Here is a 17,512-nt window from a genome sequence, read left to right on the forward strand (position 1 = left end):
GGGATTATCTGCTAACTGCAAGATCGTTCAAGTCTTCTTAAACGATCGGCATTACGTCAAATGAGGAGCCTTTTGCTTTACAAAGGAACTGTTTTATCAAGAGCCTCTGTTCGTCAGCTTTAACCGCTAAACAGAGTAGGGGGATTAAGCCTCTGCAGTCACTTTAGAATCGCTCATCTTTTTAAGAGCTGCGTAACCAAAACCTGTTACCGCTGTACCTGCTGCAATCGCCACTAGGTACATAAGCACTGGAGAGATAGCGCCAGGAATTAGCAGTACGAACAAGCCGCCGTGTGGAGCCATTAATTGTGCACCAAACATCATTGATAGAGCGCCCGTTAGTGCGCCACCTGCCATACATGCAGGGATAACACGCATTGGGTCTTTCGCTGCGAATGGGATTGCACCTTCAGAGATGAAACATAGCCCAAGAACGAATGATGCTTTACCTGCTTCGCGCTCGCCTGCTTCAAACTTGTCTTTCACTAGGAAAGTTGCAAGGCCCATACCTAGAGCCGGAACCATACCTGCTGCCATGATTGCTGCCATTGGTGCGTAAGTTTGTGAAGCCAATAGGCCAACACCGAACGTGTAAGCCGCTTTGTTTACTGGGCCACCAAGGTCGAAACACATCATTGCGCCTAGAATCACACCCAGAAGAATCGCATTAGACGTTCCCATGTTGTTTAGGAAGTCTGTCATTGCGCTCATCACGCCTGAAACTGGACCTCCAACGATGTAAATCATGACCAAACCAGTGAACAAACTCGCGATAAACGGAATGATCAGAATCGGTTTGAGGGCTTCCATGGATTGTGGAAGTTGAACCTTGTCGGCAATGAATTTTGCTGCGTAACCCGCAATGAAACCCGCTGCGATACCACCTAGGAAACCTGCGCCTGTTGAACTAGCCAACATACCGCCGATTAGACCTGGAGCCAGACCCGGACGGTCAGCAATAGAGAATGCAATGAAACCAGCAAGAACAGGAATCATCAGTGCGAATGCAGAACCACCACCGATAGTCATCAATGCTGCTGCTAATGTGCCTTCTTCTTTAAACGCTTCGATACCGAATACGAAAGACAGTGCGATGATCAAACCACCGGCAACAACCACAGGAAGCATGTGAGATACACCTGTCATTAGGTGCTTGTACACACCTTTATTCTCATCAGCAGGCGCTGAATTAGAAGACGCTGTGTGCTGGTATGGCTTAGCTTCTGCGAATGCTTTTTCCATCTCTTGCTTTGTTTTCTTCAAAGCAGGACCTGTTGTCGTTTTGTATAGCGCTTTGCCGTTAAAGCGATCCAGTGGAACATCGATGTCTGCTGCGATGATAACAAGGTCAGCGTCTGCGATTTCTTGGTCTGTCAGTTGGTTTTTCGCACCTACAGAGCCGCGAGTTTCCACTTTGATTTGGTGACCTAGGCGTTTGCCTTCTGCTTCCAGCGCTTCAGCGGCCATAAAGGTGTGTGCAACGCCAGTCGGGCAAGCCGTTATCGCTACGATCTTTTTGCTGCCTGTACTTGCTGTTGTAGAAGAGTTTGCTGAAGTACCAGTAATTTCCACTGTAGTCTCAACTTGAGAAGCGTCTAATACCGTTGCTTGGGCTACCGCTTTCTCTAGAAATGCTTTTGCATCTGCTGTGCATTCAGAGATAGCTTCTTGGTACACTTTTTTGCCAACAAAGCGCGCTTTATCAACGTTTGTGTTGGCAGCAATAACCACAACATCGCTGCTGTCGATCGTGTCTTGTGATACTGGAGAGTTAGGTAATACGCTAGATTGACATTCAATAGCGGCGTTCCAACCCAGTGTTTTTGAAGCTTGCTCTAACAAGCCCGCTGCGATGATGCTGTTTGCTACGCCACTTGGGCAAGCTGTGATGATGGTAATATTCATAATAATCCCTTTGTCCTATTTACTTGTGTCTAACTGACTAGTTGGAGCACTAAGCGCCTGTAATTGGATATTTTGTCGTACTGAATCCAGCTCTTGTTGGCTGGTTACACCCACACCTACCTGTGAAACTGCTAGAGCAGATAGGGCGGTTGCGAATTGAATAAGTTCTGGTTTTGGCATCTGTTGCATGTGGCCCCAACATAGGCCAGCGACTAATGTGTCACCTGCACCTACCGTGCTTACTACTTGCATGCGCGGTGGTTGAGCGTGTAACCACTCACCTTGGTTAAGCCACATCACACCTTCGGCACCAAGTGACACAACGATGTTATCGATGCCTTTTTCACTTAGGGCTTGGCCTGCGTGTTGGCATTGGTCGCGTGTAGTTAGTTCGGCGTTGAATAACTGAGATAGCTCTTCATCGTTTGGCTTGATCAGCCATGGTTGTGCATCGAGTCCTGCTTTAAGTGCATCACGGCTACTGTCGAACAACACTTTCTTGCCCATATCGTGAAGTTTCTGAATCCACGATGCGCATAACATAGGTGAAACGCCTTGAGGTAAGCTGCCTGCAATCACGAAATATTCGTGGTCTTCAGCTAACCCGAATAGAGTGCGCTCAAACTGCTCGATGGCAATCGGTGTTACCGCTACGCCAGGGAAGTTGATGTCGCTAACTTGACCACTTTCTTCTACTAACTTCACGTTGATGCGAGTTGCGCCGTCGACACGAATAAAGCGGTCAGTTGCGCCCATCTGTTCAAACAGTTGGCAGAACGGCTCTTCGTTATTGCGACCAAGGAAACCCGTTACGGTCACTTTAGCGCCAAGCTCTGAAAGTACTTTTGCTACGTTTACGCCTTTACCCGCTGCATGCAGTGAGCTTTTGTTCACCAAGCTAACTGAACCTACGTTTAGCACATCGATGCTACCTGTCAGATCCAGAGCAGGGTTTAGGGTTACGGTAACGGCTTTGATTTGTTTATCAGACATATCGATTCCTTAACCTTCGCCAAGGCCAGAAGCGATAGCTTTGCCAATCGACTCAAGTGCTTGAACTGCATCTTCACCTTCAGCAACAAACTGAAGCTGGTGGCTGTGTTTAACGCCAAGCGCGATTACTTTCATCAAGCTCTTCGCGTTCACCTCTTTTCCATCGCCATCTAGGTTTGATACGCGGATAGTTGATTCGAACTTCTTCGCTTCAGCTACTAGCATTGCGCCCGGACGAGCGTGTAGGCCGTGTGCATTTTTGATTTTGAATACCGCGCAGTTGTCATCGTCTTGAGAAGCTGTAGAAACCGCTTCACCTTTTAGAAGGCCGATCACTTGTGCTGCGTCAGCGGTTAACAGTTGTTGCTGTTTACCTTCGAAAACCATCTTGCTTAGGTTTGCCAGAATAGATTGGTGAGCGCTGTTACAAGCAGCAAATGCCACCAATGCTTTAACTGGTGTGCCTTCGTATTCGCAATCGTTCGCTGTTGAAACGAAAGATACGCCAGTGCGAGTTACGCCTTTATCGCTGCCCAACAACCACAAGCCTTGGCCTAGGTGAGTTGGTGTTTTTGTTACTAAGTCAGCAACGAATGCATTGTCTGTGCAACCTGTGTTCTTAAGTAGGCCGCCCGCAACTGCCGACATTTGAATCATGTCGCTTGCAGGGAACAGCAGTTGAACTAAAGAAGCGTCTAGGTCTGCTTCTAGCTGAACTTCGCCATTAAGTAGGGCGATGATTTCGTCTTCTGATTTTGCTTGCTTTAATTTCTCTTCAACACCATCTGCCGCTAGCACTTTGGTCAGTTGCTTAAGAATGCCTAAGTGCTCGTCAGATTTAGCTGCAATACCAATCGCAACGTAAACACGGTTGCCATCTGCCCAATCAATACCTTCAGGGAAGTGGTGTACCGCAACGCCTGTCTCTTTCACTAGGCCACGAGTGTCAGTCGTTCCATGAGGAATCGCGATACCGTTGCCAAGGAACGTAGAGTTCTGGTTTTCACGGTTCAACATTCCTTCAACGTAGCCAGAGTCAACTAAGCCTTTGGCTGTTAGGTCGCCAGCAATGTTTTGGATTGCTTGGAACTTATCATTGGCCGTTTGGCCTAGAGTGATGTCAGATTTTGATAATTTAAGCATGGTGCCTCTTTAGCGTATCGCTTGAGAATTTGTGTGTCGCTACGATTCCAACTAGAGCAAGAATTAGTGAACTTTACTCTTTGCTCTTTGTTTTATCTGAGCTGAATCGGTTCAGCATTCAGTGTAAAAAATTCAGCAAAGCCAATTTCGATTTTCAAAATAGTTTTGCTGCGTGTCGTTAATTCGGTTTGATTCGCGGATAGCGAAAAGCTAAATAACGAAAGCTTATTAACAACAAATGACGCTCAATTCATTCAAAAGGATGATTGAAGTCACTTTTCAGATTTTGCTGAATCCTTTCAGCTTTTATACTGAATCGATTCAGCATATAATTCAACTAATCCAGGGATCAGATCATTCGTTATATGATCCTACGCACAAAATACAGGTCACTCATATGACACTTGATGAAATCGCTAAGTTGGCTGGAGTATCGAAAACCACAGCCAGTTATGTCATCAACGGCAAGGCGCAGAAATACAGAATCAGTGAAAAGACTCAACAGAAAGTCATGGCGGTTGTAGAAGAATATAATTACCGTCCAGACCACGCCGCTTCGTCGTTGCGCGCTGGTAATAGCCGTTCATTTGGTTTGATTATTCCGGACCTGGAAAACAGCAGTTACGCGCGTTTAGCTAAATTGATAGAGCAGAATTCACGCAAAGTGGGCTACCAGATATTGATTGGTTGTTCTGATGATGATGCTGAAACCGAACGAAAAGTGGCTGAAGCTTTGGTAAGTCGTCGTATTGATGCCTTGCTGGTTGCGAGCTCAATGCCAGACGCCAACGAGTTCTACTTAAAGTTGCAAAACTCAGGAACGCCTGTGATCGCAATTGACCGTCCGTTAGATGATGAGCACTTTGCTTGCGTACTCAGTGAAGATTTCGAAGCCGCGTTTGAATTGACGCACTCGATTCTCGATGACAACATTCATAGTGTTGGTTTGATAGGTGCACTTCCTGATCTAAATATCTCACGTGAACGTCACCTAGGTTTTGAAGCGGCAAATAAAGCACATACTCAACAAACAGGGCTAGCAGAAAACAAGCCGATGGTTGTGGGTTATGGTGAGCACTTTGATAGGGAATCTGGACGAGAGGTTTTTGAAGAGTGGATAGCTAAAGGCACGGTTCCTGATGCGATTGTGACTATGTCTTACACTTTGTTAGAGGGCGTGTTGGATGTGATGGTTGAAAAGCCAGAGCTGATCAATCAAGTAAAACTGGCAACCTTTGGTGATAACCGTTTATTGGACTTCTTGCCTTTCAAAGTCCATTCACTGCCACAGCAATTCGAAGTTATTGCTGATAGTGCTTTTGCTTTAGCGTTAAATGCATCGGCTAAGCGTTACCAAGCTGGCATTGAACTCGTGCCAAGAAGCTTAGTGAAACGAGGCTAATTCCAGTTAGTTTATATAAGCTAGGTTAGACTTGGGCACTTAGCTCGAACTTGGAGTTAACTCGAACCTGTAATTAACTCGAACTTGGACACTTAACTTGAACCAAGCAATAAGCCCAACTCTACAATGGCAACCATGCCGAGCAACAAAGCCAACACCTTCCAAAACTGGATTGGATTTCGGTTTATCAAAGGTTGCTTGGCTTTGCTTTTCACCAAACTTTGGTTTGGTGTGTAAAGGTCAGCGACAAAATCCCCCAACACTTGATGACGTTCGCTTGGTGATTCCGCGCAGGCTTTTTGTAATACCAAATCTACCCAACTTGGTAAGTCCGCTCGTTTCTGAGTGATGGGTTGGTATTCCCATTGATGGTGGCGAGATTGCTTAAGCGATTGTGCCGTCATTTCAGAGTAGGGCAATGTACCTGTCAGCATCTCATAGCCGATCACGGCGATAGAGAACAGATCTGAGCTGGTGGTCGCGCTGTTATGTTTGATGGTCTCGGGGGCAATGTAATTGACCGCACCTAATGGAGTGTCGTCTTTGTCTGCGAGCTCTCCCTCTTCAAGTCCTCTGACTAATACAGCGCCAAGGTCGATGATTTTTATCTCACCATCATGTTGAAGCATAATGTTCTCGGGCTTTAAATCTCGGTGCACCATGTCTGCGCGTTGTAATACTCGAATACCTTGTGTGATTTTTTCTAGTATGTCGCGTACTTCATTGAGTGACGGTTTTGGATTGTCGTACATCCATTGTCTTAGCGTGATGCCTTCTACCCATTCGCAGATTTGATATAAAAATTGCGAGTTCTCTGGCGTCGGGTAGACCTTCATTACCTTCTTATTGTTCAGCAAGATGCCAGCCCATTGTTCATTAAAGAAAGCTCTCAGTTGCGACGGGCTATCGTGATATTGAACGGAAGGGACTTTTAACACGAACTCGGTTTGTGTCTCTTTTTGCATCACACGATACACATGGCTTCTAGAGCCTGCATACAACACCTCAAGCACCATAAAGTTGTCGATACTTTGTCCGAGCTTTAAAGCGGGCGGAATGGCTCGTTTAGCCAGTTTTTCATGGAACTCGATGAGCGAAGGCTTAGGTAGATGACTAACTTGCACAATCAAGCAGCTCACGTTGTCTGAACTGTTGTGGCTTAAAGCGGTGTTACAGATGGTCTGTGCTGCGTATTCGAAATCCGCTCCAGGCTTATCGATGTGTTCATTGAATGTGTTGGGCGAGACAAACTCGTGCACACCATCCGAAGTGAGGATAAAGCAGTCGTTTTTCTTAATAGGCAGGGTTTGATAGTCAACGTTGAGTTGGTTATCCATGCCTAAGGCGCGTGTTAAGTAATGCTTCTGCCCCATATTCTTACGGGTGTGGTCGCGGGTCAGTTGGCGTAATTCACCATCTCTTAGTAAGTAAATGCGACTGTCGCCAACGTGGAATATATGTGCGGTGTTCGATTTTAATATCACGCTGCTGAACGTCGAAACGAGGGCATTGTGGTTCACTTGTTGTGCGGGATGGATATTAGAAACAGACGTGTTGAAGAGCCAAGAATTGAGGTACGTTAAGACCTTTTGCGCCGAACGCTGAATGCTCCAGCTTTGGGGAGTCGCGTAATAGTCGTCTATAAACTGCATCACGCTGGTGTGACTGGCTTTCTGGCCGTGTTCACTGCAACTTGCCCCGTCTGCTATGCAGGCGACACTGCCTTTCAACTCTTGCTCAGTACGAGTTTTGGGGTGCTTTACAATGATGGCGTCTTGGTTTTCATCACGTATGCCTTTATTCGAATAACCACCAAACTTAAGCGTTAACTGGTTGTTGGATTCCGGCGTGACGACTTGCCCTTGGCTGAATGAAATTGTCATAACTGGTCTTCTTCTTAACTGGCCGTCTTCTCATTTGCTTGAGAGCACATCTGAGAAAGAACAAAAGCTCTAGCGAATGCAGAGCCTTTGAACGTAGTACCAAAGTGGTGAAACACACCTTGGTACTACTCCCGATTCAATGAGTGGTTAGCTCGATACGTTAATCAAGGTCACGCTACCGTCGTCATTCACTTCAGCAATTTGGCCGTTAGGCTCTTCCATGAACATCAGAGTAACGAAGCCTAGTACTGCTGTTCCTGTAATCACCAAGAAGAAGGTTTGGTAACTTACGAATGAAAGCACAGTTAGGTAAATCACCGCACCCACGTTACCGTAAGCGCCAGTCATACCTGCAATTTGACCTGTCATACGACGTTTAATCAGAGGTACTGTCGCAAACACCGCACCTTCACCGGCTTGTACGAAGAAAGAACACGCCATCGCAGCAACAACCGCTAGCCATACTGGCCATGTGCTGTCTACTTGACCCATTGCAAAGTAACCGACAGCAAGACCAATCGTCAGAATAAGCAGTGTTGGTTTACGACCGAATTTATCTGAAATCCAACCACCACCTGGGCGAGACATTAGGTTCATAAAGGCATAAGCCGATGCAACCATACCTGCAAGAACGGGTGTTAATTCAAAGGTTTCAGAGAAGAACAAAGGCAGCATTGAAACAACAGCCAATTCAGAACCAAATGTCGCGAAGTACAATACGTTAAGTACCGCTACTTGCTTGAATTTGTACTGGTGAATCTCTGGCACTTCTTCTTTAAATACGTTCTTATTTACCTTCCAAACTTGCGACACTTCGTACACGTAAAGTGCGGCTAAACCTGCATACACTGAATACACCGCCATGTCAGACAACATGTTGATGTTGGTTGGTGATAGCTTCCATGTCAGTAGCGCTAAAGCGGCATACATTGGGATCTTCATAATAAGTAGGAAGAAAAAGTCCCCCTTTGATGTCACTTCCATTGCCGTTACTTGAGCCGGTTTGAAGTAAGTAGAACCTTTTGGTGTATCCGTTACGTTTTTGTAGAACACAAACGAGAACGCTAAGCTCATTACGCCAGTAATACCGACCGCATAACGCCAGCCGTCTTCACCACCAAATGCTAAAGCCAGAGTTGGAAGCGTGAATGCTGCCGCTGCTGAACCGAAGTTACCCCAACCGCCGTAAATACCTTCAGCTGTACCTAGTTCATTGTGTGGGAACCACTCAGACACAAGACGAATACCAACGACGAAGCCAGCGCCAATGAAGCCAAGTAGGAAACGAGCAATCGCAGCTTGAATGAAAGAGTCTGCCAGAGCAAACATAAAACAAGGGATTGAACAGACCGCGAGTAGCGAAGAGTAGACCAATCTTGGGCCGTACCTGTCGGTTAACATACCAATGGCGACACGCGCCGGAATGGTCAATGCAACGTTGAGAATAAGCAGTGTTTTGATCTCTTCAGTAGAAAGACCAAGCGACGTTTTTACCATTTGCAGTAGTGGGGCAAAGTTGAACCACACAACAAAGGTAATGAAAAAGGCCATCCAGCTTAGGTGTAAGACCTTCATCTTACCCGTAAATGAAAGCAGCGAAAATTTAGTGTTATCCATGGTTTAAATCCTTTAAATCTGGAAAATTACCCGGTTTGTGCATCTGCGTTACTTCCGAACTTCGAACGCTTTTAATGTGCATAAACCCTGTGCCGAAATTGCGCACGCCAATAAGCGTTTGCATGATGGTGTCGGCGTTTTAGTTAACTGGCGATAGCAAGCGGTGCGAGAACTTGAACTTGTTCTCCTTGCTTGCGAACTTCAAATTTCACGAGCTTGAGCTCAGGCTGTTCAAGACATTCGCCAGTTTCTAAGTGGTAATGCTGCTTGTATAAGGGTGAGGCCACGTAAGGTTCTCCGCTTAATGAACCAATTATACCACGTGACATCACATTCGCCTTGCCGATAGGGTCGTAGTTAGAGAGCCCATAAAGCGTGTCGCTGCGCTTGCAGTAAAAAATAGCCACTTGGTTATCGTCTACTTTGGCGCAAATTCCCCCGTTTGGGGTCAGATCGCTGGTGCTGCATACGGTTGTCCAATTTTCCATGACTTTCTCCTAGTCAAAACATAAAACTAATAATCAATTTAATTAGGGTGATAGCCGACAGCAGTTTTCTTGGGCTGCCCGCTGTCGACTATCGATATTGGGTTTAGTTGTTACTTATTCACTCACCGTCAATTCGGCTTACGAAACTTCCGTGACTTCGATTTGGTCTGCGTTGGTGAGCATTTCATCTCGTTGTGAATCTGAAGAAGAGCTCAAGCTCGGCTTAGGAAAACGCTGCTCTCGTTCTTTGATGAATGACAGGCTAGTGTCCATTTCTTCGCTGTTGATGTAGTGCTGGAAGCGTTTCATCTTTTCAGGGTTTTCGATGGTGGTTTTCCATTCACACTGGTATTTTTCGATGTTGAGGGCGATATCGGCCTCAAGTTCTTCAGCAACATTGAGCTTGTCTTCAATCACGACTTGTTTGAGATATTCAATGCCGCCTTCAAGGTTTTCCATCCATACCGATGTACGCTGTAGGCGGTCTGCGGTACGTGTGTAGAACATCAGAATGCGGTCGATGTATTGCAGCAGGGTGGTTTCATCAAGGTCGGTAGCAAAAAGGTCACCGTGGCGAGGACGCATACCGCCGTTACCACAGATGTAGAGGTTCCAACCTTTGTCGGTAGCGATAATGCCAAAGTCTTTTGATTGGGCTTCTGCACATTCGCGCGTACAGCCAGAAACCGCAAACTTGATCTTGTGGGGTGAACGCAGCCCTTTGTAGCGGTTCTCAAGTCGAATTGCTAAGCCAACACTGTCGTCGACGCCGTATCGACACCAAGTGCTACCGACACACGATTTCACGGTACGTACCGATTTACCGTAGGCATGGCCTGTTTCAAAACCCGCATCGATTAGTTTTTTCCAGATGATTGGCAGTTCATTAAGTTGCGCGCCGAACAAATCGACACGCTGACCACCGGTGATCTTGGTATAAAGGTCGAACTCTTTAGCGACTTCACCAAGCACGATTAGTCTATCGGGTGTGATTTCACCGCCAGCAATACGCGGAACCACAGAGTAGGTGCCGTCTTTCTGCATGTTGCCGAGGTAAATGTCGTTGGTGTCTTGCAGTTCGATGTGTTGATCTTCGAGGATGTAATCGTTCCAGTACGAAGCCAGAATCGAACCGACAGCCGGTTTACACACAGTACAGCCCAATCCGTTTCCGTGAGAATCTAACAGCTCATCGAAGGTCTTGATTTTGTTGACGCGGATGATGTCAGTTAGCTCTTGACGAGAATAAGAAAAGTGCTCACAGATATCGTTAGAAACCTCGACACCTAGGTTACTCAGCTCACTATCCAGAACCTGTTTAGCAAGGGCAGAACAACCGCCACAACCTGTCGACGCATTAGTGGTTTCTTTCAATGCGGCCATCGTGGTGCAGCCTGCTGAAACGGCGTCTTTAATGTCGCCTTTGGTTACATCAAAACACGAACAAATCACTGCGCTATTGGGCAGAGCTTCAACGCCCATTGCCGAACCTGAATCATCGGCCACGTTAGGTAAAATCAACACTGATGGGTTTTCAGGAAGAGGCATATCGTTTTGTTTGATTTGCAGTAGCGAACCGTAAGCTTCTGCATCACCGACCAATACTGCACCGACAATCTTTGTACCGTCTGCCGAGATGATCAGGCGCTTATAAACTTGCTCAATTTCATCGTTATAGGTATACGACTGAGCGCCTTCCGTCTTGCCGTGTACTTCACCAATACTGGCCACATCGACGCCAAGCAGCTTGAGCTTGGTACTCATGTCAGCGCCAGTAAATGCAGCATCGTCAGTACCGCCGGAGACAATATGCGAAGCCGCGACTTTCGCCATGGAGTAACCGGGTGCGACTAAGCCGAAGATCTTGTTGTCCCAAAGCGCACACTCACCAATCGCATACACGTTGTCGATGTTGGTTTGGCAGTGATCGTTAATCACGATGCCGCCACGTTCACCAATGGCAATATTAGAGCTGCGAGCTAGAGCATCTTGAGGGCGAATACCCGCAGAGAACACGATCATATCGGTTTCAAGGTGGGTGCCGTCTGCAAAGTTCATTCTGTAGCGAGCGTTCTCACCCGCGACTATCTCAGAGGCGGCCTTCTCGGTGTGAACCTGCACCCCAAGGTCTTCAATCTTTCTGCGCAGTAGGGCACCGCCACCGTCATCTAATTGAACGGCCATCAGGCGAGGTGCAAATTCAACCACATGGGTTTCCAAGCCAAGGTTTTTGACTGCGTTTGCGGCTTCTAAGCCAAGTAGGCCACCACCAATAACGACGCCAGATTTGCTGCCTTTACTTGAGAGTGCAATGGCGTCTAAATCTTCGATGGTGCGATAAACGTGGCAGTGTTCTTGGTCGTTACCGGGAATTGGGGGAACAAAAGGGAATGAACCGGTCGCCAGAATCAAGGTGTCATAACTCTCGGTATGTCCCGATTCAGTCACAACGCACTTATTTTCAGTATCTAGTTGAGCGACTCTCGCGTTGAGAAGGTAATTGACGCCATTACTTTGGTAATACTCTTCGCTGGTTAATGCCAAATCATCAGCATTTCCGCGCTTGAAGTAAGCGGTCAACTGAACACGGTCGTAGGCCAACCTTGGCTCTTCACTAAAAGTAATAACATCAAACTCATCACTGTCTGATTGCAGGATGTTGTCGATAAATTTGTGTCCAACCATGCCGTTACCAACAACGACGATTTTCTTCTTGCTCATAATCCATTCCTTATTCTCGGCGTCACCATCACTAGCATCTAATTTCTAGTCGTTAGCAGATGAATACCGGGTTGAGATTCCACTCAATTCATAATCATCAAGAAAAACAAAAATGTTTTTTCTAAGTCTTGGTTTTTAGTGGAGTAAGGAGGGTGCCAGATTGCGAGTTGTTCATTTAAATAAAATTTAATCTATATATTTCAGATGTTTAAAAATTGCAGGTGGCACGTAATTACCCCTAAAGTGGTATGTGAAGTTTTTGTTAGATTTATATAAATGAGCGTTTGTGGTGCAACTTTCCGCAAGATGGTGCAAAAATTAAGTTTCTATCTTGGTTAAGTTCGATTTTGTTCAGTGTTGATATTTTATCTTTAGTTAACTTGTTGTTTTTAAGGGGAAATATTTCAATTTGGTCGGCTGGTATTAAGTGGCGTGCTATTTGCTTGGTTTGAGTTATTACAATTATGGATAATTGAGCGAGAAACGGATGACCGATTCAAACAGCGGCTGGATAAAATCAACCTGTGCTTATTGTGGTGTAGGGTGTGGAATAGAAGCGAGACCGACATCGTTAGGAAAACTAGAAGTGCGTGGTGATAAAGACCACCCGTCAAACTATGGAAAGCTATGCACTAAAGGGATTGCGCTTGGTGATACCGTCACGCCTTTAGGACGCCTAACACAGCCTGCTCATATTCAGAATGAGCAAAAACAAGAGCTGGACTGGAACCGTGCCACTCAGTTGGTCGCAGACAAATTCAATCAAACCATCGAAGAATTTGGGGCCGATTCGGTTGCGTTCTATGTGTCTGGTCAGCTGCTTACCGAAGACTATTATGTTGCCAATAAACTGATGAAAGGCTTCATCGGCAGTGGCAACATCGACAGTAATTCTAGGCTGTGTATGGCTTCAACCGTGGTCGGGCATAAGCGTGCATTTGGTGCAGACACAGTTCCTGTTTGTTATGAAGATCTCGAGCAAGCCGAGCTAGTTGTGATTACAGGCTCAAACCTAGCTTGGTGTCACCCTGTGTTATTCCAAAGGTTAAGAGCCGCCAAACAAGCCAACCCTGCATTAAAAGTGATTGTCATTGACCCGCGTTATACCGATACCTGTGAAATTGCCGACATGCACTTGGCATTGGAATCAGGCTCAGACGTGGCGCTGTTTAACGGCTTATTAGGCTACCTCGACGATAACGACAAGCTAGATTCAGACTACATAGAAAACCACACTCAAGGCTTTACTGAGTCGATTCGATCTGCAACTCAATATCGTTACACCGAATCAGGCTGGGGCGACAAAAGTGTTCCTGAGCTCACAGGGTTATCAGAGCAGCAGCTAAAACAGTTCTACAGTTTGTTTGCATCGAATGAGAAGGTGCTGACCATTTACTCCCAAGGCGTGAACCAATCGACACAAGGGTGTGACAAGGTGAATGCCATTATTAACTGCCATTTAGCGACCGGAAAAATCGGCAAGCCGGGCATGGGGCCATTCTCTGTAACGGGCCAGCCGAACGCGATGGGCGGACGTGAGGTGGGCGGTTTAGCCAATACTTTAGCAGCGCACTTTGAATTTGGTGATCCGCAATCACACCAAACGGTGAGCGAGTTCTGGCAAACCGACAGCTTAGCCACACATGCGGGTTTAAAAGCGATTGACCTGTTTGATGCCATGAATGAAGGCAAAATCAAGGCGGTGTGGATCATGGCGACTAACCCAGTTGTGAGTTTGCCAGATAGCGAAAAGATCAAAGCCGCATTAGAGAAGTGCCCATTTGTGGTGGTGTCGGATTGTATTGCCGATACTGAGACCACTCGCTTGGCTGATGTGGTGTTGCCCGCGCAAGGGTGGAGCGAGAAGTCGGGCACCGTGACTAACTCTGAGCGTCGAATCTCACGCCAACGCCGTATATTACCAAGCCCAGGGGAAGCCAAACCCGATTGGTGGATATTAAAAGAAGTCGCGCAAAAAATGGGATTCAAAGAGCAATTCGAGTTCCGCCACGAAGGCGAGATCTTCAAAGAGTATTGCGAGATGACAGCGCTCGGCAATGAAACAGGTAAAGAGCGTGACTTGTGCTTAATTGGACTCACGCAACTGGATGAGAAAGGTTATGGCGAACTCACTCCACAGCAATGGCCAGTATTAGAGTATCAACCAGAGATCATTGAGCAGCGCATGTTCACCAATGGTGAGTTCTTTACTGAATCAGGCAAAGCGCAGTTTATTGCAGTTGAGCACGACAAACCGATTGCCGATACCAGCCTGGAATTCCCGCTTATCATGAACACAGGTCGAATCCGAGACCAATGGCACACCATGAGCCGCACAGGTTTGGCGGCAGGCTTAGGTGAACACACCCCAGAACCGTTTGTCGCCATGCACCCAGATACGGTTTCAGAACTGAACTTGGATGAATTCGGGCTAGATGCGTTTAACCACGCGACCATTAATCCTGTGGTGAAAGTGCGCAGCGCACAAGGGGAGTGCCAAGCCCGCTTAGTAGTGACCAAAGAGATGCGCCGTGAACAAGTCTTCATGCCGATTCATTGGAACGCACCGACCGCCAAAGACAGCAAACCATGCGACCTGATCTTGCCGCATACCGATGCGGCATCAGGTCAGCCAGAGTTCAAACATACCCCAGTAGTGGTTGAACCATGTGGTTATCGCAGTGAAGCCGCCTTGGTCAGCGACAAAGTGATGGACTGCAGTGGCTTTGATTACTGGGTACGCCAAAGAGTGGAGGGCGGTTTTCTGTATCGCATCTCATCATCCAAGAACCCAATGGAGCTGGTGATTCAACTGGCCAACACACTCGATGCCTTGCCAGAACCTAACGCTGAGGCAATCAAGTCACTCCATTACCACGGCAATAAGTCATTCAAGAACTACGGTTCTGCCAAGCTGGGTCAGTCTGGCGTAAAGCAAGCCTTTGTGGTGAACAGTAAGCTAGACCATCAAAGCATCGACTGGCTAGTGGAGTGCCTAACCCGAGAAGCCGATGAAGAGTTTGAAGCCGAGTTTTTGAGTGCCTTGGCCAGTTAGGCGACCCTGTTAAAAGATAAGCCGTATTTGTCGGCTTATCTTTTATCTTCTTACCTTGAAAGGAGTAGCTGCGTTTATGTTAGCTATCTATTGGCTTTGCAAGGTCAGTAACCAGTTTCTTTTGCCTTTTGTTTTCAACGTTAGTCGTTTTGAAGTGGTGCCACAACTTCCCCATTCCAGGTGTCATTTCTTCAGTCGAGAAGCGGTAGAGTTTTATTTTAGCGTTAATTGGTGAAATGGTTTCTGAAAACCTCACCAATAAACCTTGCTCGAGCTCTTCTTGAACAAAGCCTTCTGGCAACCACGCCACCCCGTGGCCCGATAGCGCCATTGATTTGAGAGAATGTGTGACGGCGTTTTCGTACACGATATCAAAACTACAAAGGCTTTGAGCTATTGAGCCATGTTTTTCTAATACTTGTGCGAAAAAAGTATTCGATGGATAACTGAGCAGAGGGACGCTTGAGTTTTTGCAGTCTTTGTAGAGGGCTAAACCATCATTTTTAGTGGCAACAACTGGTATTAGGCACTCATGCCCGATCGTGACAGATTCGACTTCTGGATTAGGTGCATAAAGTCGACTGCCCTTGAAAGATAAGCCGATAAGAAAATCAGATCGGTTGTCGATAAATGCTTGCACTGAATCATGTAAGTTATTTGGGCTGACATAAACTAAGGCCGTTTTAAACGCGTGGGTGTATTCATTAATCATCTTATTAACGACATATTCAGACAGCGAGTGCTGAGTATGAAATGTGACTTTTGTTTCATTATTGTTAACTTCCCTGGCCGTTTCTAGTCGAGCGTAGTCTATTTGTTGTTTGAGGTCATTCGCATGTTTTAGAAACCGAAATCCCGCTTTAGTGAATGTCGCTGGGTAAGTGTTCCTATTAACAAGGTCAGTCCCTACCCATTCTTCTAATAGCTTGATTATTCGGCCAAAAGCAGGTTGAGTGATGTTTCTTGCTTTGGCTGCTTTTGCAAAACTTCCGTATTGAGAAAGGTGTAAAAAGTCCTCAATCCACTTCAAATCCATGTGGCGAATCCTTGTCCAAAATTATGAATGTCGATATTTTTGTTAAACAAAAGTTAACACCCCTGTTAGCAAAAAGCATTATCTTTCGAGCGATATCACGAGCTAATGTAATTCAGTGTTAAACAAACCACTAACTAAACATTGACTGGAGAAGAGAGATGCATTTATCGCGTTATCCTCGTTTAAATTTTGCCCACTTGAATACGCCCTTAGAGCTAATGAAAAATCTGAGTGAAGCGTTAGGAGGCCCAAACATCTGGATCAAGAGAGATGATTGTACAGGCCTAGCTGGTGGCGGTAATAAAACTAGAAAGTTGGAATTTTTGATGGCTGATGCCGTTGAACAAGGTGCTGATACCATCATTACTCAAGGGGCCACACAGTCGAACCATGCGCGTCAAACGGCGGCGATAGCGACCAAGCTGAAGATGGATTGCATCGTCTTACTAGAAGATCGTACGGCAAGTCATGACCCTGATTATAAGTTTAACGGCAACGTTATGTTAGACCAGCTATTCAATGCTCATCTCTCTAAGTACCCAGGGGGTACAGATATGAACGCTGCGATGGAAGATGTGGCAGCGACACTGCGTGCTCAAGGCAAGAAGCCTTACATCGTACCGGGTGGTGGCTCGAACCATATTGGTGCTCTTGGATATGTAGATTGTGCATTAGAGATCTTAAAACAAAGCAATGACCGAAACCTGAAGGTTGACCACGTAGTACACGCTACGGGGAGTGCTGGTACTCAAGCAGGGCTGGTCACCGGTTTTGCGATGACCAACAGTCAAATTCCAGTACTTGGTATCGGGGTGCGCGTTGATAAACCAACTCAAGAAGGCAATGTCTTCAAATTGGCTCAACGTACTGCTGAGCACATGGGCGCGGCAGACGCAGTAAAACGCGAAGATGTAGTGGCGAATTGTGACTATGTTGGCGAAGGCTATGGGATTCCGGCACCTTCAACGATCGAAGCGATCAACATGTTCTCACGTTTTGAAGGTATTTTGCTTGATCCAGTGTATTCGGGCAAAGGGGCCGCGGGTCTTATCGACCTCGTTCGAAATGGTCACTTTAAGAAGGGCGAGAACATTGTCTTTGTGCATACCGGAGGCGCTCAAGCGTTATTTGGCTATCGTGACAGCTTTGACTTCCCTAATTACGAGTAATCGATAGGAGTGAGACTTTTCAATCAGACCTTACCTATTAACCGTGACTGTTAGTACTGAATACTGATAGTAAGAAGATTTAATGAAATGTTGTAAATGG

The 17,512-nt window shown here is 46.4% G+C and carries 11 protein-coding genes; 3 read left to right on the forward strand and 8 right to left on the reverse strand.

Translation table 11 applies throughout. The features are described from left to right. Positions 1–144 precede the first annotated feature (144 nt). Genes fruA through fruB form a run of 3 tightly spaced genes read right to left on the reverse strand, consistent with a single transcriptional unit; the run spans position 145 to position 4,041 of the window. Positions 145–1,905 carry a PTS fructose transporter subunit IIBC gene (fruA, locus tag AB6C75_RS16380; RefSeq protein ID WP_372108223.1) on the reverse strand — a complete coding sequence of 587 codons (1,761 nt, stop codon included), beginning with the start codon at positions 1,903–1,905 and terminating at the stop codon, positions 145–147. Between the two features lie 15 nt (positions 1,906–1,920). After that, positions 1,921–2,898 (reverse strand): 1-phosphofructokinase, encoded by a 978-nt coding sequence (pfkB, locus tag AB6C75_RS16385; protein WP_009844884.1) that lies wholly within the window; start codon positions 2,896–2,898, stop codon positions 1,921–1,923. A 9-nt stretch (positions 2,899–2,907) separates the two neighbouring features. Beyond that, complete coding sequence (gene fruB / locus AB6C75_RS16390; protein WP_372108225.1) at positions 2,908–4,041, reverse strand: fused PTS fructose transporter subunit IIA/HPr protein; 1,134 nt, start codon at positions 4,039–4,041, stop codon at positions 2,908–2,910. 397 nt (positions 4,042–4,438) lie between these two features. Between fruB and cra the strand changes: the two genes are divergently transcribed. Continuing rightward, the gene (gene cra, locus AB6C75_RS16395) at positions 4,439–5,443 is read left to right on the forward strand and encodes a catabolite repressor/activator (RefSeq protein WP_032499489.1); all 1,005 of its coding nucleotides are present in this window, start codon (positions 4,439–4,441) and stop codon (positions 5,441–5,443) included. A 92-nt stretch (positions 5,444–5,535) separates the two neighbouring features. Here the strand turns inward: cra and AB6C75_RS16400 are convergent, their stop codons facing one another. From AB6C75_RS16400 to nirB, 4 genes are all read right to left on the reverse strand, one after another. After that, a complete protein-coding gene (locus AB6C75_RS16400) occupies positions 5,536–7,326 on the reverse strand; it encodes a protein kinase domain-containing protein (protein ID WP_372108227.1) in 1,791 nt (596 codons plus the stop codon). A gap of 147 nt (positions 7,327–7,473) precedes the next feature. Continuing rightward, complete coding sequence (locus AB6C75_RS16405) at positions 7,474–8,943, reverse strand: NarK family nitrate/nitrite MFS transporter (protein WP_372108229.1); 1,470 nt, start codon at positions 8,941–8,943, stop codon at positions 7,474–7,476. A gap of 143 nt (positions 8,944–9,086) precedes the next feature. After that, positions 9,087–9,431, reverse strand: coding sequence for a nitrite reductase small subunit NirD (nirD, locus tag AB6C75_RS16410; RefSeq protein WP_012600889.1), 345 nt, complete (start codon positions 9,429–9,431; stop codon positions 9,087–9,089). A 138-nt stretch (positions 9,432–9,569) separates the two neighbouring features. Further along, positions 9,570–12,152: a nitrite reductase large subunit NirB gene (gene nirB / locus AB6C75_RS16415; protein ID WP_372108231.1), complete on the reverse strand. Its 2,583-nt coding sequence runs from the start codon at positions 12,150–12,152 to the stop codon at positions 9,570–9,572. Positions 12,153–12,624: 472 nt separating this feature from the next. On the opposite strand from nirB, the gene AB6C75_RS16420 reads away from it, so the two are divergent. After that, positions 12,625–15,207, forward strand: a complete 2,583-nt coding sequence (locus AB6C75_RS16420) for a molybdopterin oxidoreductase family protein (protein WP_372108233.1) — start codon at positions 12,625–12,627, stop codon at positions 15,205–15,207. 79 nt (positions 15,208–15,286) lie between these two features. On the opposite strand, the gene AB6C75_RS16425 is transcribed toward AB6C75_RS16420, so the two are convergent. Next, a complete protein-coding gene (locus AB6C75_RS16425) occupies positions 15,287–16,243 on the reverse strand; it encodes a LysR family transcriptional regulator (protein WP_372108235.1) in 957 nt (318 codons plus the stop codon). A gap of 158 nt (positions 16,244–16,401) precedes the next feature. Between AB6C75_RS16425 and AB6C75_RS16430 the strand changes: the two genes are divergently transcribed. Further along, positions 16,402–17,412 carry a D-cysteine desulfhydrase gene (locus AB6C75_RS16430; protein ID WP_372108237.1) on the forward strand — a complete coding sequence of 337 codons (1,011 nt, stop codon included), beginning with the start codon at positions 16,402–16,404 and terminating at the stop codon, positions 17,410–17,412. Positions 17,413–17,512: the final 100 nt, after the last annotated feature.

Origin of the sequence: Vibrio sp. 10N.237.312.B06, assembly GCF_041464685.1 — a bacterium.
Classification (GTDB): Bacteria; Pseudomonadota; Gammaproteobacteria; order Enterobacterales; family Vibrionaceae; genus Vibrio; species Vibrio tasmaniensis_A.

What these genes read in the sequence shown, in the direction of transcription:
- AB6C75_RS16400 (WP_372108227.1), bottom strand. Translation starts at nt 7,326, where the DNA reads ATGACAATTTCATTCAGCCAAGGGCAAGTCGTCACGCCGGAATCCAAC.
- AB6C75_RS16425 (WP_372108235.1), bottom strand. Translation starts at nt 16,243, where the DNA reads ATGGATTTGAAGTGGATTGAGGACTTTTTACACCTTTCTCAATACGGA.
- AB6C75_RS16405 (WP_372108229.1), bottom strand. Translation starts at nt 8,943, where the DNA reads ATGGATAACACTAAATTTTCGCTGCTTTCATTTACGGGTAAGATGAAG.
- nirD (WP_012600889.1), bottom strand. Translation starts at nt 9,431, where the DNA reads ATGGAAAATTGGACAACCGTATGCAGCACCAGCGATCTGACCCCAAAC.
- cra (WP_032499489.1), top strand. Translation starts at nt 4,439, where the DNA reads ATGACACTTGATGAAATCGCTAAGTTGGCTGGAGTATCGAAAACCACA.
- fruB (WP_372108225.1), bottom strand. Translation starts at nt 4,041, where the DNA reads ATGCTTAAATTATCAAAATCTGACATCACTCTAGGCCAAACGGCCAAT.
- pfkB (WP_009844884.1), bottom strand. Translation starts at nt 2,898, where the DNA reads ATGTCTGATAAACAAATCAAAGCCGTTACCGTAACCCTAAACCCTGCT.
- AB6C75_RS16430 (WP_372108237.1), top strand. Translation starts at nt 16,402, where the DNA reads ATGCATTTATCGCGTTATCCTCGTTTAAATTTTGCCCACTTGAATACG.
- fruA (WP_372108223.1), bottom strand. Translation starts at nt 1,905, where the DNA reads ATGAATATTACCATCATCACAGCTTGCCCAAGTGGCGTAGCAAACAGC.
- nirB (WP_372108231.1), bottom strand. Translation starts at nt 12,152, where the DNA reads ATGAGCAAGAAGAAAATCGTCGTTGTTGGTAACGGCATGGTTGGACAC.